The following is a 15,579-nucleotide window of genomic DNA, read 5'->3' on the forward strand; positions in this document are numbered from 1 at the left end:
GCCGCCTTCCATGTCTGCAAGGCGGCCGTGCAGCACATGAAGCCCGGGTCGTCGATCATCAACACGACGTCGATCAACTCGGACAATCCGAAGCCGACCCTGCTGCCGTATGCGACGACGAAGGGCGCGATCGCCAACTTCACGGCCGGCCTCGCGCAGCTGCTGGCGGAACAAGGGATACGCGTGAATTCCGTCGCGCCGGGGCCGATCTGGACGCCGCTGATCCCGTCGACGATGCCGCCGGACCAGGTGGAAAGCTTCGGCCAGCAGGTGCCGATGAAGCGGCCGGGCCAGCCGGTGGAAGTGGCACCCGTGTACGTGATGCTGGCGTCCGGCGAAGCCAGCTACATTTCCGGGGCGCGCATCCCGGTCACGGGCGCCCCCCCTATCCTGTGATCACGCATCGTTCGGCGGCGGCAGCGTGATGCCTTCCTGCTGCAGTTCCGGCTGCGGCGGCGCCGGCGGTTCATTCTCCGGCGGCTGCGGCGTGTCGGGCGGCGGGCCGCCTTCCTGCTGCATGTCGCCGCCCTCTTCCACGTCTTCCTCGGGCGGCGGCTCCGCGTGACGCGTCACGGGTTCGGGTTTGCGCCCGCCCGGGAACAGCGCGTCGGCGCTGACCTTGCCGCTGTCGAGCGCGGACTTGAAGAAGTCGCCCACGAGCAGGATCGCGCTGTGCCCCCCCTGCCCCCAGTAATTCGACCGCATCGTCACGCGGTTGTCGTTGAAGCCGACCCACGCGCCCGCGACGAGGTTCGGGTGCATCATGATGAACCAGCCATCCGCGTTGTTCTGCGTGGTGCCCGTCTTGCCGGCCACGTCGGCCGTGATGCCGAAGCGGTAGCGAATGCCGGTGCCCGTGCCGCGGTTGATCACGCCGCGCATCATGTCGATCAGGGTGATGGCCGACTCCTGCGACAGCACCCGCTGCGGCGTCTGCGACGCGAAATCGGCGATCACCTGGCCGTTGCGGTCCGTGATGCGGCGCACGAACACCGGCTTGCGGTACTCGCCCTGCGCGGCGATCGTCGAATACGCGTTGACCATCTCCAGCAGGGTGACCGGGCTGGAGCCCAGCGCGATCGACGGCACGGGCGCCAGCTTGCTCGTGCGGACGCCCAGGTCCTGCGCCAGCTTGACGACGGGCGCCACGCCGATGTCGCGCACGACCTGCGCCGTGATCGTGTTCTTCGAATAGACGAGGCCATCGCGCATGGTCAGCTGGCGGCCCGTCGTGCCGCTGTTGTCCGTCGGGCGCCACACGGTGCCGTCGTCGAAGCGGATCGTCGTGACGGCGTCCAGGTAGGCGTGCTCCGGCGCGATCCCCTTCTCCAGCGCGGCGGCGTAGACGATCGGCTTGAACGTGGAACCGGGCTGGCGCGCGGCCTGGGCCACGTGGTCGTATTGCTCCTTCTCGAAGTCGCGGCTGCCCACCCACGCCTTGATCTCGCCCGTCGTCGGGTCCATCGCGAGGAAGCCCGCCTCCAGGCGCGATTTCGACGCCTTCAGCTGGCGCATGAAGTTGCGGTCGGCCTTCAGCTTCTTCAGGACCGCAACCGGATTCTCGCCGCCGTCCACGGCCTTGCGGTAGTCGGACGACTCGCGGATGAACGTCTCCAGCAGTTCGCCGTGCGACTGCCAGTAGTATTCGAACGGGTTGACGCCGTCGCGCATGTCGACATAGGTCTGCGTGGACGTCGCGTTGATCGGCCAGGAATGGGCCCAGTCGACGTCCGCGATGGCCTGCAGCGCGCCGGCCTGGCGTTCGACGGCGCGCTGCGCGGCCTGCTGCAGGTCGTAGTCGAGCGTCGTCTGCACGACGAGGCCGTCCTGCTGCAGGTCGGCGTCGTGCTTCTCGGCCCAGTCGACGAGCCAGCGCCGCACATAGGCCGTGAAATGGTCGTCCTTGCCGTTGCGCTCCGCCATGCGCGCGAAATGCAGGCGCAGCGGCCGTTTCACGAGCTGGCGGTACTTGGCCTCGTCGAACGCGCCCGCCTTCAGCATCTGCCCCAGCACGACGTTGCGGCGCGCGAGCGAACGTTCCGGGTTCGTGACGGGGTTGTAGTAGGCCGTGCCCTTCAGCATGCCGACGAGCGTGGCCGCTTCCGTCTCGTTCAGCTGGGCGGCCGTCTTGTTGAAGTACGTGTGCGCGGCCGCCTCGATGCCGTAAGTGTTGTACAGGAACGGGACGGTGTTCAGGTAGGCTTCGAGGATTTCCGTCTTGCTGTATGTGTTCTCGATCTTGAAGGCGGTGATGAGTTCCTTCAGCTTGCGGTTGATGTTGCGCGCGCGGCCGATCTCGTCGCGGAACAGGTTGCGCGCAAGCTGCTGGGTGATCGTCGAGCCACCCTGCGCATCGCCCTTCAGGTTGGCGACGAAGGCGCCGGCGATGCGGGTGAAGTCGACGCCGTGGTGGTCGTAGAAGCGGTGGTCTTCCGTCGCGATGAGGGCATTGACGACGTTCGGCGACACGGCCGACAGCGGCACCTTCATCTGGATGCCCTGCTCGAAACTGGCCAGCTGGCGGCCGTCGGCCGAGACGACGACGGTGGGCCGCGCCACGCGGGCCTGCTTGACGTCCTCGATGCCGGGCGTGAGCGGAAACAGCAGCGCGATCCAGACGGCGAACAGCGTCGCGAGCAGCAGCGCGAGCCCGGCGGCGATGTACAGCCAGCGCAGATGCGGCGGTTTGGTCATCAGGTGCCCGTGCGCCCGCGCATAGGCTTCCCTGGCGCGGGCCCCGGCGCGGTCGATCATCCTGCGTTCGCGTCCGTTCCAGCCCTTGCCCTCGTTATGGTCTTCCACTCTCGTTTCTTCCTGTCAGCTAGCTTGTCAATGGCGGCACAAGTATAGCCGACGGCCCGCCGACTTTCGGTTAGCGCACGCTCATACCGTTCGCGTCGTGCGGTATCATGTGGCGCCCCGTGCGCAGCAGCCGCTCGACCTCGGCGCCGGACGCCGCCTGTGCATACACGTGCCCCTGCACCTCGTCGCAGCCGCGCCGGCGCAGGTAGTCCAGTTGCGCTTCCGTTTCCACGCCCTCGGCGATCACGCGCATGCGCAGGCCGCGCGCGAGCTCGATGATGGCCGCGACCATCGCCGCGTCGTCCTCGCTGAACGGGATGTCGCGCACGAAGCTGCGGTCGATCTTGAGCACGTCCACGGGAAAGCGGCGCAGGTACGACAGGCTCGAATAGCCGGTGCCGAAATCGTCGATCGACAGCTGCACGCCCATCTGCTTCAGTTCGCGCATCGTGCGGATCGCGCTTTCCACGTCGCCCATCACGAGGCTTTCCGTGATCTCCACTTCGAGGCAGGCGGCGGACAGCCCCGTCTCGTCCAGCACGCGGGCGATCTCGCGCACGAGATTCGGTTCGGCGAACTGGCGCGCGGACAGGTTCACCGCGATGCGCAGGTGGCCCAGTCCGGCGTGCTGCCACGCGCGGCTCTGGCGGCACGCGGTGCGCAGCACCCAGGCGCCGATGGGCACGATCAGGCCCGTCTCCTCGGCCAGGTTGATGAAGCGGTCGGGCCGCACCATGCCCATGCTCGGATGGCGCCAGCGGATCAGCGCCTCCAACCCGACGACGGCGCCGGTCACCAGGTCGACCTGCGGCTGGTAGTACAGCTCGAATTCGTCGTGCACGAGCGCGCTGCGCAGCGCGCCTTCCAGCGCGAGACGTTCGCGGGCGCGGGCATTCATCGTCGGCATGTAGAACTGCACCATGTTGCGGCCCAGTTCCTTGGACCGGTACATGGCCACTTCCGCGTGCTGGATCAAGGTGGCGGCGTCGGTGCCGTCGGCCGGGAACGCGGCCAGGCCGGCGCTGCCCGTGAGGACGAGGTCCTGCCCATGCAGCTCGAGCGGGTGGGCGAGCGCGTGCAGCACGGCGTTGACGGTGGCCGCCGCGTCGGACTCGTTGTCGCGGCCCGGCAGCACGAGCACGAATTCGTCGCCGCCCGTGCGGGCCACGGTGTCCGTGCGCCCGACGGCCGCGCTGATGCGCTGTGCGGCGGCCTTCAGCAATTCGTCGCCGGCGTCGTGGCCCAGCGTATCGTTGACGAACTTGAAGTGGTCGAGGTCCAGCGCCGCCACCCACACCGTGGCGCGCCCGGCCGCGAGGTCGATCGCGTTGTCGATGCGGTCGTGCAGCAGCGCGCGGTTGGCGAGGCCCGTCAGCGTGTCGAAGCGGGCGCGCGCCTCCAGTTCGGCCTCGTAGCGCTTGGCCATCGTCACGTCGTACTGCGCCATCACGAAGTGCGTCGTCACGCCGTCCTCGTTGTTGACGGGCGCGATATACACCTCGGCATACATGTCCTCGCGGCCGCGCCGCAGCAGGCGCATCGACACGTGGCCCTCGCGCCGCTCGCGGATGGCGGCGCGCAGTTCGGCCACGCCCGCCTGGTCGGGTTCGCGGTTCCCCATGTCGAGCAGGCCCCGCCCGACCACCTCGGACGCCGTCACGCCGCGCATGCGTTCGAACGCCGGGTTCACGTACTCGATGGGGTAGCCGGGCCGCGTCGCGCTCACGAGGATGATGGCGTTCGCGCTGGCGTCGATGGCGCGCCGGTACAGCCGCAACGCGTCGAGGGCGTCGTGCAGGTCGGACGTGCGGGTTTCGACGAGCGCCTCGATGCGGCGCGTGCGCTTGACTCGGCTTTGCACGTACGCGGACGTGGCGATGCTCACGAGGCAGCCGAGGACGAGCGCGATGAGGGCGCCGGCGCTGCCCGCCATCTCGCTGGAGCGCCCGGTGACGCGCAGCTCCCACGGCATGCCGGCCACCTCGAACGTGTGGCGGTTCGTGAAGACGGCCTCGCCGAGCCACGCGTGCCAGGCGGGGCGGTTGGTGCGGTCGAGCGCATCATGGAGGTACGCGCGTTGCGGGCCGTCGAGGCCGCGGCCCGTCAGCTCGATCCGGAGGCCATTGCGCACCAACATGTTCGAGTTCGCGAGCGTCGTGCCGACCAGCGTGGCGACGTCGATTACCACGGCCGTGTCGCCCAGCGCCGCAGCGCTGCGCGCGGCCGCATTCGTGAGCGGCGCCCCGCGCCGGTACACGGGCATCATCAAGAGGAAGCCGAGATGGTCGCCGCGCTGCAGCAACGGCAGCATGAGGCTGGACGCCGGCTGGCCCGTGTCGATGGCGCGCATGAACGTGGAGCCCTGCTGGGCGAACGAAAAGGCGTCGTAGCCGAGCGTGACCTCGTTGCCCGCCACCGGCTCGATGTAGTCGACGACGAGGTAGCGCGGGCGCGGCGCCGCGCGCACGAGCGTGACCTTGTTCCCGTTCACGCGGCGTTCGCGGATCTCGAAGCCGGGCCGGAAGCGCTGGTTCTCCGCCTCGAACGCGGCGCGCTCGTGGCTCGCCACCATGCGGTGGAACACGACGGCCTGCAGGTACGGGTGGCTGGCCAGCAGCGGCCGGGTGAAGGCGCTGAACTCGTCGCGGCTGGCGACGCCGACGGAGGCAAACAGGGCGTTGGCTGCCCGCAGCACGTCGAGCGCATCGCCGAAACTGCGCGTCACGGTGGCGTTGCGGATTTCCGCGCGCTGCAGGAATTCGGAGCGGGCCCGTTCGCGTTCCGCGTTGACCATCCCGACGACCAGCACGGCAGTAAGACCCAGTCCCGCCAGCAGTGTCAGCACCGCGGCAGGAGTCGGGGGCCGCGCGCGGGCGCGGCCGGGGCGCACTTTCCGTGTCAGCATGCCCCATCCTAGCGCATTTGGACATGCGGGCGTGGGTTATTTCCGTGCCGCTTCAGTCTGCCTTCGGCGGCTGTGCCGGCTCCACGTTCGGGGCCGGGATGCGGCCCAGCTGGAGCCGCGCGAGCGTCGGATAAAGAGGCGGACTGATCAGGCGTGCGACGGCAAATGCGATCAGCGCGCACGCCATCAGGCTCAGTACCATGGCGTGGCCGTCCACCATCTCCATCACGATGATGAACGCCGTCAGCGGCGCCTGCGTGGCGGCCGCGAGAAAGCCGACCATGCCCAGCGCGATCAGCGCCGGCACCTGCATGCCGTACAACAGCAGCGCGACGTCGTTGCCGAATGCGGCGCCGATCGCGAGCGACGGCGCGAAGATGCCGGCCGGGGCGCCGGACCACGTCGTCAGCCACGTCGCGAGGAATTTGAAGGGCGCATAGGCGAACGGCATTGCCGCACTGCCCTCCACCATGGTGCGCGTGGTGGCGTAGCCGGAACCGAACGCGGCGCCGCCCGTCGCGATGCCGATCAGGGCGACACCGAGGCCGCACGCGGCCGCGAACAGCACGGGCCGGCGCGCGCGCCAGCGGCTGACGCGGTCGGGACTGGCGCCGGACAGCGACGCGATCATCAGGCGCGAGAACAGCCCGCCGGCCAGGCCGGACAGCACGGCGACGAGCAGGCCCGGCAGCAGGAGGTCCATGCCGATGGCGGGCGCGTGGATGACGCCGAAATACGCGCCGTTGCCGTGTGCCGAAACGGCGACGAGGCCCGCCAGCACGATGCCCGCGATGATCAGGCCGCTGGAGCGCTGTTCCGGCGCCCGCGCCAGTTCCTCGATGGCGAACATGACGCCGCCCAGCGGCGTGTTGAACGCAGCGGCGATGCCCGCCGCGCCGCCGGCGACGAGCAGCCCGTGGACGCCGACGGCGCTGCCGGCCGGGATCAGGCGGCGCGCCTGCAGCATGACGCCGGCCGCGATCTGCACGGACGGCCCTTCGCGTCCGAGCGACAGGCCGCCCAGCAGGCCGCCGGCCGTCAGCAGGATCTTGGCCACGGACAGCCGCAGCGAGACGAACAGGCCGCGCTCGGCCTCGCCGACCTTCGTGTCGAGCGTGGCCATCACCTGCGGGATGCCGGAGCCGCCCGCGCCGGGTGCGAAGCGGTGCGTGCACCAGACGACGGCGGCGGTGCACAGCGGGGTCCAGACGAGCGGGCTCCACCAGGCGAAGGCGCGCAACGCGGCGAACCCGCCATAGGCCGCCTCGGCCAGCCAGGTGAAACCGACGACCGTCAGGCCCGCCGCGGCGGACAGCAGGACGACGATGCCGCGCACGGTCCACAGGCGCCAGTCGCCCAGTTCACGGCGCAGGTCCGGTGCCGTGTTCATGGTTTGACCCGCTTTCGATATGGTTGCCTGGATATCATATTCCGGCGGCCCTTCGGGTTTTCCGCTATCATTCTTGCATGTCCTCGTCTTTCGAAACCAATGCGGCTTCCGAGCCGTCCGCGGCGCCGTCCACCCGCGTGCTGCGCCAGTTCCGCGTCGTCTTCAATTCCGTCAAAACCCATTTCCGCCAGGTCGAGCGCGAAGCGGGCGTCGGCGGCGCCCAGCTGTGGGCACTGTCCGTCATCGACCGCCGTCCCGGCATCGGGGTGACGGACCTGGCGCGCGAGCTGGACATCCACCAGTCCACCGCCAGCAACCTGATCAAGAGCCTCGTCGAGCGCCGCCTCGTGGCCACGAGCCGCGAAGGCACGGACCGTCGCAGCGTGTCGCTGCGCATCCAGCCGGCGGGCGCGGACGTGCTGCGCAGCGCGCCCCTGCCCTTCACCGGCGTGCTGCCGGACGCCCTGTCCGCGCTCGATGCCGACACGCTGGCGCGGCTGGAACACGACCTGTCCAAGCTGATCGCCCTGCTCGAGGCGGATGAAACCAGTGCGAACGTGATGTTGTCGCAAATGTAAAAAAGAAGCCCGCGGCAAGCCACGGGCTCCAAGAGATACATTGTATCCTCATCGCTGATCGCGAAGGCTGCAACAGCAACCCCGCTCACAGGTCCATTGTCACATAAAACGTGTATTGAAGGCAATCACATTTGTGGCAATACATCAGACCTGCGGTACGGCGCAGCGGGAATGCCGGCCCTCCACCGTGCAGGTATTGCGTTCCTTGCCGTCGCGGTCGTGGACGATCACGCGCCACGCATCCGGCCCCGTCCTCTCCATCGTCATGAAACCGAAGCCGTCGATCCAGGAACTCATCGCCTCGAGCACCGCACCCGGCGCCGGCGGCTGCCCGGCGGGCGGCGTCTTCGGCAGCGGGACGATGTCTTCCGCCGTGCCGGCGAAACCCGCCACGAACTGGGTCGGGTGATCGCTGGTAAAACTCGTCTGCTCCCACAGGTGCACGTGGCCGGACAGCAGGACGGCTATGGTCGCCGGCAGCAGGCGTGGATCGAGTGCGCCGAACACCTGCGTGAGCCCGGCGTCGCCGCCGAACAGCGTGACGGCACCAGTGCGCGCATCGCGCGACGCGCCGTAGGCGTACAGCGGATGGTGGTCGACGGCGATGTTGTAGCGCTGGCGGCGGGCCAGCACCGCGACCTTGCGCCACGTGTCCGTGTAGCGGGCGATGGCCGGGTCGCCCGGCTTGAATCCGCGCCAGTTCGTGTTCGCGCTGTCGAACACGATCAGCTGCGCGCCGCCGCCCAAAGGCACCGCATACGGGTCCGCGTAGTCTGCCCGTTCGTCCGTCGCCGGGTCGTCGCAGTTCGCGGCCGGGTCGTAGGCATGGGCGTCGAGGAAGCGCCACCATCCCTGCCCGCCGCGCGCGCACGACTCGTGGTTGCCGCGCGCGATCACCCACGGCGCCGCGGCCAGCAACGTGCGCGCGGGCGCGAAGAAATCCGCGTTCCACGCGTCCCAGCCATAGCCGTACGGACTGCCCGCGCAGCCGGGACGGTCCGCCGGACACGGGTCTTCGCGATAATGAAAATCGCCCACGTGCACGACGAGGTCCGGCTTCCACGCGGCCGCACTCGCGGCCACGCGCGCGAACGGGTACGCCCGCGGGTCGTTACAGTCCTGGAATTCCTTGCCCTTCAGGCGGCAGCCCGTGTCCCCGATCACGACGATGCGTGTCGGCTCCGCCGCGGGCAGCGGCAGCGGCTGGCCCGCCACGCTCACCTGTTTGACGCCGGCCGGAAGCGGGGTCTCGCACGACAGCACCGGGGTCGACACGGCATCCGGATGGAAGCTCGCGCTGAAGTGCTTGCCGCGCAGCGGGATCGGGCTATGCGGGGCACGCACGGCCATCGTGGCCGTGCGGCCGTCGATCGTGATCGCGGGGCAGGTGGCAGCGGTGGTGACGGCGCGGGCGATCGGGGCGCCCTCTGCGCCCAGCACGACGAAGGCGGCATCCGGCCGCGGTTCGGACGGCAGGCTCGCGCAGCCTGCCAGGACGGCGGCGACGGCGAGCGGCCGGAGGATCGGATGGATCATGAATGGTCCGGGCAAAGTCGGCAATCTACCACAGGCGAAATCGGTATGGGCGGCCGGCAATCTGTACCTGAACGGCATCAATGGCCGGCTCTACTACGTGAAGGCCGCCTACGCCCGGTCATGCCGCGCGGTAGCGTACGCCTTCCCTTCCCTCCGTCCCGCTATCATCGTCGTATCGATGCGTGACGGAGGACGAGGATGCAGCGCATACCGATGTGGGCGCAGGCCGGGTTCTGGGGACTCGTGGCCGGCTACAAGTTCGATGTGCCGCGCCGGCTGATCGCCGCGATCATGGCCTTCGGCAGCGGCGTCCTGATCTCGGCCCTGTCCTTCGAACTGATCGCGGAAGCCTACGACCGGGGCGGCTTCAATTCGATGGCGGTCCGCTTCCTCGGCGGCGCGGCCGTCTACACGGTGGCCAACTGGGTGCTGTCGCGCAAGGGCGCGATTCTCGCCATGCTGGTCGACACGATGATCCCGGAAGCCTTCGAGGTCGCCCATGACTTCGCGGGCCTCATCACGGTCGCCGGCTTCCTGGCGGCGTTTGCGCTCGGCAAGCTGGGAGGTTGACCTGCCGGCACGCTATCGATCTGCGCTCCGTTCCCTGCACGCGGCGGTCAGGTTGTGCGCGATACTGTACTGGATCATGTCGCTCAGGCTCTCGCAGTGCAGCTTGACCATCGCCCGGGCCTTGTGAGTACTGATCGTCTTCACGCTGAGGTTGAGCGCCGCAGCGATGCGGCTCACGCGTCGGCCGCAGACGAGCATGGCAAACACGAGATATTCACGGTCGCTGAGCGACTCGTGCGGCGCGGCCTCTTTTCCTTCCCACATGTGCAATGCGACTTCTTCAGCGAGTCGCTCGCTCATGTGGATCTTTCCCGCGCTCACCCGGCTTGCGGCCGTCAGGAGTTCGACTGCGGGTCGGCTTTTCATCACATATCCCTTCGCGCCACAGCGGATGGCGCGCATGCCGAAGTGCAGCTCGTCGAGCTCGGTATAGACGAGGACGTGGGCACGCGGCGCGACAGCGCGGATCTGACGCAGGAACGTCTCCTCGCTTCCAGCTGCGAGTACCGGATCGACGAGGACGATGTGATATTGCTCCATTTGCAATTTACTGATCAGGTCGGAACGACTTGTTGCCTCGCGGACCACTGTATCCCGCGACTCCTTGGCAAACAGCGTACACACGCCGAGCCGCATCGTCTCGCTTCGATCAGCCACCAGCATCTGTATCATGTGGCCTCCGTATGGTTAATGGGTAGAAATGTTTAAGTAAACACATCCATGATTAACCAATTGTCACCGTAGGTCAATTTACCGTTTTGAAATTGATTCTCACCGATATTCACTGTCGCGAAATTGCTGCAGTGCGGCGAAGTTTTCCATGCATATGCGATAGCCGTTGATAGGTTTGACTAAAGTCAAATGCTGCATCGCATCAGGTCGTAAGCTTTACCTTGTTCATTTTCAATAACTTAAACGCAATTTATTGCGCCATGTCAAGAAAAAAGCTTATTGCATCGGCGAGCATGCACCCAGAAATCATCGCCATTGGTCTCGAGGTGACGCTCGATCCCAGCCGGCGGCGCCACTATTCTGCGCTCGTCCTGATGCTCGCAGATGCTGCTATGCAAGACATTGTGAGAATTATTGCCGGCGAAACGGTACGATCGCCTTCCGTCGAGCCAGATTTTGGTGATGATGCAGGAGCCGGGGGTTAACTAATGGTTGCCATCAAGATTCCTTGCCGCCTTGCACTTCGCGTACCCACGCCGGGCATCACCCGATGAGCGGGCGGCGGTATGGACGCTTGCGCAAAATCGCGTTGGTTGCCGGCTCGGCCCTCGCCAGCTCATGGGTTCGGATTCGGGCAGCAGACGTCATGACGTATCGCGACACGGTCCACCCGGCGCGCGGCGGCATCGAACGCCGCGTCGATGCCGTCACTGCGGACGTCATCCAGGTCGGCATTATCTTCATGAACGTCTACGGCCGGGGCAACGCGGACGCTTTCTTCCTCACGGCCGACATCGTACCCACCGTCTACCGCAGAATCATCGCAGGACGGTTTCGGCGGACAGTGCATGGCGCCGATCCAGAGCCCGAAAGCACTCCAGCATGAGCCGCGCCGAAGACGAGCTAAGGCATTTTCTTGGCGTCAATCGCAGGAAGGATCATGCCACGGCAGACATTGTCGAGATTGGTCTACTTTTCATGCGGGTCTTCGGCAATGACAAAGGATGGAGCTTTTTTCGCAGCACGCTGATCCAGCCGGAAGTGTGCTGGCGTGTGATGCGGCACAGGACACGCGGCTCGCCGCCCGAGGTCGATCCCGAGCGTAAGGGGGACATGGGCAGTCAGCCGCCATAACGCCGGCCCCATGCATGGGCGAAAGTTGACGTTTCGCAGGGCAATATGTTTACTCGGAAATCAAGCGTGGTTATCGTGCCGTCCATTCGGTTCCGGCGAGATGGAAAAACGCTCGGCGCCACTGGACAGCGACAAGGGAAAGCTGATCGGCCAGGCCCTGCTGAACTTCGCCATCGGGAGCCTGCAGGCGATCGAACTGGGCAAACATGGCCAGGCACTCGTGCAGCAGGCCGGCATCACCCCGTCGAACTCGTGCGCATCCTGCCCGTGAAGGATACGATCCCCCTGCTGGGCAAGGTGGCCGTCGACGCATCCGGCTTCGTCGGCGGCGTCGTGAAACTAGCGCGCGGCGCGAACGTCAGCGTGCTGGACGCCCGCGCCCGCGCCGGCGACGCGCCTGTCAGCATGAACGTCTGAGCCGTTGATTGTTTGGAACCTATAACGTACACTTGTGCGTTCTGTTATCGATAACCATACCATCACGGAGACATCATGAAACGACGCCAGGTCCTGGCCGGGTTGGCCGCCACTGTGCCGGGCTTTGCCGCGAGCGCCCTCCTGCCGCGGTCCGCGCTGGCGGCGAACGCCCCCGGCCCTTTCAAGCCGGACTGGAATTCGCTGGCCGCGTACCGCACGCCGGACTGGTTCCGGAATGCGAAGTTCGGCATCTGGGCCCACTGGGGTCCGCAGTGCGAGCCGGAATTCGGCGACTGGTACGCGCGCAATATGTACAAGGAAGGCAGCGGCGCGTACCGCCACCACCTGCAGGAATACGGCCACCCGTCGAAGTTCGGCTTCAAGGACGTGATCCGGCAATGGCAGGCGTCGCAATGGGACCCGGACGCCCTGCTCGCCCTGTACCGCAAGGCGGGCGCCCGCTACTTCGTCGCGCTCGCGAACCACCACGACAATTTCGACCTGTACGACAGCCGCTTCCAGCCCGACTGGAATTCGACACGCATCGGGCCGAAGAAGGACCTGATCGCCGGCTGGGCGAAGGCGGCGCGCGCGCAGGGCCTGCGCTTCGGCGTCAGCGTCCACGCGGCCCACGCGTGGACCTGGTACGAAGTGGCCCAGGGAGCGGACAAGGCGGGGCCGTACGCCAGCGTCCCGTACGACGGCGTGCTCACGGCGGCCGCCGGCAAGGGCCAGTGGTGGGAAGGCCTGGATCCGCAGGCGTTGTACGCTCAGGCGCATCCGCTCAGCCGCAAGACCACGAAGCCGGCCGAATGGGGCGCGCAGTGGGACTGGGGCGGCGGGGCCACGCTGCCGTCGCGGCGCTACGTCGACAACTTCCATGACCGCACCATCGACCTGATCGACAAGTACGACCCGGACCTGGTCTACTTCGACGACACCGCCCTGCCCTTCTGGCCGTTCAGCGACGCGGGCCTGCGCATCGCCGCGCACATGTACAACCGCAGCATCGCCACGCGCGGCCGGCTGGAAGCGGTCATCAACGGCAAGATGCTCGACGAGCGCCAGCGCCGTTCCCTCGTGTGGGACATCGAGCGCGGCCAGAGCAACGCGATCGAACCGCTGCCCTGGCAGACGTGCACCTGCATCGGCGGCTGGCATTATTCGCGCCCGGGCTATGAGCGCAACGAGTACAAGAGCGCGCAGACCGTCGTGCACATGCTGGTCGACATCGTCAGCAAGAACGGCAATCTCCTGCTCAGCGTGCCCGTGCGGGGCAACGGCACCATCGACGAAAAGGAACAGGCGATCGTCGAGGAGATCGGCCGCTGGATGGCCGTGCACGGCGAAGCGATTTACGACACGCGGCCGTGGGCCGTGTTCGGCGAAGGTCCCGCGCAGCACCGGACGGCGCCGCTGACGGACCAGGGCATGAACGAGGGGAAGAACGCGCCGCTCACGGCCGCCGACATCCGCTTCACGGCGAAGGGCGATGCCGTCTATGCGTTCGTGATGGGCTGGCCCGCCGGGCGCGAGCTCGGGATCGCCGCGATGGGCACGGCGGCCGGGCACCTGAAGAAGCCGGTCGCGCGGGTCGAACTCGTCGGCACCGGCGCGCCGCTCGCGTTCCGCCAGGCGGCGGACGGGCTGACGGTGACGCTGCCCGCCGCGGCACCCGCCCTGCCGTATGCGTTCGCCTTGAAAGTGCTTACTTGACGCGCTGCTTTTCCAGCTTGCGCGCCAATGTGCGGCGGTGCATGCCGAGCCGACGCGCCGCTTCCGAAATATTGAAGTCCGTCTCGGCCAGCACGGCGTGGATGCGCTCCCATTCCAGCGTCTTGATCGACGTGGTGCGGTTCGTCAGTTCCAGCTCCGTGTTGCCGGCGACGTGGCCGAAGGCGGCCTCGATATCGTCCGTGTTCGACGGTTTCGCGAGATACTGCCGCGCTCCGAGCTTGATCGCCTCGACGGCCGTGCCGATGCTGGCAAAACCCGTCAGCACGACGATCTGCATGTCCGGGTCGTGCGCATGCAGCATCTGCACGCACGCGAGGCCGGAACTGTTGCCCTTCAGCTTGAGGTCGACGACGGCATAGTCCGGCGAATGTTCCTTCAGCAGTTCCTGCGCTTCGTCGAGGCCCGGCGCCTGCAGCACCCGGTAGCCGCGCCGTTCAAACGAACGGCCGAGGGTGCGCGCGAACGCGTCGTCGTCCTCGATGATCAAGAGCAGGCGGTCTTCTTCGTTGTCGTCTTCAATGGACATGTACGGGTTCCTTGTCGAGCGCGATCGCGGACAGCGGCAATGTCAGCGTGACGGCGGCGCCGCCTTCCGGCCGGTTCACGGCCTGCACGGTGCCGCCCAGGGTGCGGGCCACGTTCACGACGAGGAACAGGCCCAGGCCGCCGCCGGGACGGCCCTTGCTGGACTGGTAAGGCTTGCCGAACTGCGCCAGCATCGCCGGCGCGAAGCCGGGGCCGCGATCGAGCACGGTCAGTACGAGCGTGCCGTCGGCGACGCCCGCTTCCACGCCGACCCAGTCGGGCGAGGCTTCGAGCGCGTTGTCCAGCACGTTGTCGATCGTTTGTTTCAGGGCGGAGTCGAAGGCGACCGGCAGGTCGTGTTCGATCCGGTTGCGGTAGTCGAAGTCGCGCACGGGGCGGCTGTGCTGCCAGTCCGCGACGAGCTTGTCGAGGAAGCCGCGGATGGTGGTGCGCGCGGCCGATTCCCCGCGCGTCTCGCCGGCCGACAGCAGGATGCCGCTGACGATGGATTTGCAGCGCTTCAGCTGCGTCTCCATCTCCGTGATCTCTTCCAGCAGGTCGGGGTTCGCCTTGAATTCGCGCATGCGCTTCCAGTCGCCGAGGATCACGGACAACGTGGCGAGCGGCGTGCCCAGTTCGTGCGCGGCGCCGGACGCGAGCAGGCCCATGCGCACGATGTGGTCTTCCTCGGCCGCGCGCTGTCTCAGGTCCGCCAGCTGGGCCGCTTTCGCTTTCAGCGTGTTCGTGATGCGCGAGATGAACACGACCAGCAGCGCCGCGTTCAGCGTAAAGCAGATCAGCATGCCCTGCACATACAGGCTGGAGATGCCGCGCGCGTGATCGAACGGCAGCGCGAGCGGTTTCGCGAACACGGACAGGCCAGCCAGGCATGCGAGCGTGATGGCGACGATGGTCCACGTCGACCACGCTTCCAGCAGCACGGCCGACAGGATCACCTGCAGCAGGTACAGGAACGCGAACGGATTCGTCGTCCCGCCGGCCAGGTACAGCTGCATCGTGAGGCTGGCCACGTCGACGAGCAGCGCGAGGAACAGCTCGTTGTTCGTGACGGGGCGGTGTTCGTGCCAGCGCAGGTGGCTGGCGATGTTGAAGGCGATGAGGCACGCGAGCACTTCGAGCATCTGCACGAGCGGCAGGCGCACGTCGAAGACGAGGATCGCGCCGGCGATCGTCGTGATCTGGCCGATGACGGCGATCCAGCGCAGCTCGATCAGCTGCAGCATGTTCTTGTGGCCGGCGACGTATTCGACGACGGCGGCGTTATCCGCGCCCCGTTCGAACATGCGTTTCAG

Annotated in this window: 15 protein-coding genes and 1 pseudogene; 9 read left to right on the forward strand and 7 right to left on the reverse strand. The window is 67.2% G+C overall.

Going from position 1 to position 15,579, the window contains the following annotated elements; genetic code table 11:
- Positions 1-396: pseudogene (locus tag ASD28_RS21130) on the forward strand (SDR family oxidoreductase); the annotation flags it as partial.
- Here ASD28_RS21130 and ASD28_RS21135 read toward each other — a convergent pair.
- The 3 genes from ASD28_RS21135 to ASD28_RS21145 all read right to left on the reverse strand — a co-directional run bounded on the left by ASD28_RS21135 (position 397) and on the right by ASD28_RS21145 (position 7,097).
- A complete protein-coding gene (locus tag ASD28_RS21135) occupies positions 397-2,802 on the reverse strand; it encodes a penicillin-binding protein 1A (protein ID WP_056132832.1) in 2,406 nt (801 codons plus the stop codon). It lies immediately after the preceding pseudogene.
- Between the two features lie 70 nt (positions 2,803-2,872).
- Entirely contained in the window at positions 2,873-5,707 is a 2,835-nt protein-coding gene (locus tag ASD28_RS21140) for an EAL domain-containing protein (RefSeq protein WP_082577075.1), read from the reverse strand.
- Positions 5,708-5,759: 52 nt separating this feature from the next.
- Entirely contained in the window at positions 5,760-7,097 is a 1,338-nt protein-coding gene (locus ASD28_RS21145; RefSeq protein ID WP_056132837.1) for a chloride channel protein, read from the reverse strand.
- Between the two features lie 77 nt (positions 7,098-7,174).
- On the opposite strand from ASD28_RS21145, the gene ASD28_RS21150 reads away from it, so the two are divergent.
- Complete coding sequence (locus ASD28_RS21150) at positions 7,175-7,675, forward strand: MarR family winged helix-turn-helix transcriptional regulator (RefSeq protein ID WP_056132840.1); 501 nt, start codon at positions 7,175-7,177, stop codon at positions 7,673-7,675.
- A 144-nt stretch (positions 7,676-7,819) separates the two neighbouring features.
- On the opposite strand, the gene ASD28_RS21155 is transcribed toward ASD28_RS21150, so the two are convergent.
- Positions 7,820-9,211, reverse strand: coding sequence for a metallophosphoesterase (locus ASD28_RS21155; RefSeq protein WP_056132844.1), 1,392 nt, complete (start codon positions 9,209-9,211; stop codon positions 7,820-7,822).
- A gap of 198 nt (positions 9,212-9,409) precedes the next feature.
- Here ASD28_RS21155 and ASD28_RS21160 point away from each other — a divergent pair, with 198 nt between their 5' ends.
- Positions 9,410-9,781, forward strand: coding sequence for a hypothetical protein (locus ASD28_RS21160; RefSeq protein WP_056132847.1), 372 nt, complete (start codon positions 9,410-9,412; stop codon positions 9,779-9,781).
- 12 nt (positions 9,782-9,793) lie between these two features.
- On the opposite strand, the gene ASD28_RS21165 is transcribed toward ASD28_RS21160, so the two are convergent.
- Complete coding sequence (locus ASD28_RS21165; protein ID WP_056132852.1) at positions 9,794-10,453, reverse strand: response regulator transcription factor; 660 nt, start codon at positions 10,451-10,453, stop codon at positions 9,794-9,796.
- A gap of 221 nt (positions 10,454-10,674) precedes the next feature.
- Here ASD28_RS21165 and ASD28_RS31980 point away from each other — a divergent pair, with 221 nt between their 5' ends.
- The 6 genes from ASD28_RS31980 to ASD28_RS21180 all read left to right on the forward strand — a co-directional run bounded on the left by ASD28_RS31980 (position 10,675) and on the right by ASD28_RS21180 (position 13,720).
- Entirely contained in the window at positions 10,675-10,938 is a 264-nt protein-coding gene (locus ASD28_RS31980; RefSeq protein WP_156403676.1) for a hypothetical protein, read from the forward strand.
- Between the two features lie 161 nt (positions 10,939-11,099).
- Entirely contained in the window at positions 11,100-11,339 is a 240-nt protein-coding gene (locus ASD28_RS21170; RefSeq protein ID WP_156403675.1) for a hypothetical protein, read from the forward strand.
- Positions 11,336-11,587: a hypothetical protein gene (locus ASD28_RS21175; protein ID WP_056132859.1), complete on the forward strand. Its 252-nt coding sequence runs from the start codon at positions 11,336-11,338 to the stop codon at positions 11,585-11,587. Before ASD28_RS21170 ends, ASD28_RS21175 begins: the two co-directional genes overlap by 4 nt.
- 100 nt (positions 11,588-11,687) lie before the next feature.
- Positions 11,688-11,858, forward strand: a complete 171-nt coding sequence (locus ASD28_RS31985; RefSeq protein WP_156403674.1) for a hypothetical protein — start codon at positions 11,688-11,690, stop codon at positions 11,856-11,858.
- Positions 11,855-12,004, forward strand: coding sequence for a hypothetical protein (locus ASD28_RS31990; RefSeq protein WP_156650925.1), 150 nt, complete (start codon positions 11,855-11,857; stop codon positions 12,002-12,004). The genes ASD28_RS31985 and ASD28_RS31990 overlap by 4 nt, the downstream gene beginning before the upstream one ends.
- A gap of 75 nt (positions 12,005-12,079) precedes the next feature.
- On the forward strand, positions 12,080-13,720 hold the full coding sequence (locus ASD28_RS21180) for an alpha-L-fucosidase (RefSeq protein ID WP_056132862.1): 1,641 nt from the start codon (positions 12,080-12,082) through the stop codon (positions 13,718-13,720).
- Here ASD28_RS21180 and ASD28_RS21185 read toward each other — a convergent pair.
- Positions 13,713-14,267 carry a response regulator transcription factor gene (locus ASD28_RS21185; RefSeq protein WP_056132867.1) on the reverse strand — a complete coding sequence of 185 codons (555 nt, stop codon included), beginning with the start codon at positions 14,265-14,267 and terminating at the stop codon, positions 13,713-13,715. The two genes, ASD28_RS21180 and ASD28_RS21185, sit on opposite strands and share 8 nt — an antisense overlap.
- Positions 14,257-15,570: an ATP-binding protein gene (locus ASD28_RS21190; RefSeq protein WP_056133568.1), complete on the reverse strand. Its 1,314-nt coding sequence runs from the start codon at positions 15,568-15,570 to the stop codon at positions 14,257-14,259. Before ASD28_RS21190 ends, ASD28_RS21185 begins: the two co-directional genes overlap by 11 nt.
- Positions 15,571-15,579 lie beyond the last annotated feature (9 nt).

The sequence above is a fragment of the Massilia sp. Root133 genome, assembly GCF_001426525.1.
GTDB classification, from domain to species: domain Bacteria; phylum Pseudomonadota; class Gammaproteobacteria; order Burkholderiales; family Burkholderiaceae_D; genus Telluria; species Telluria orientalis.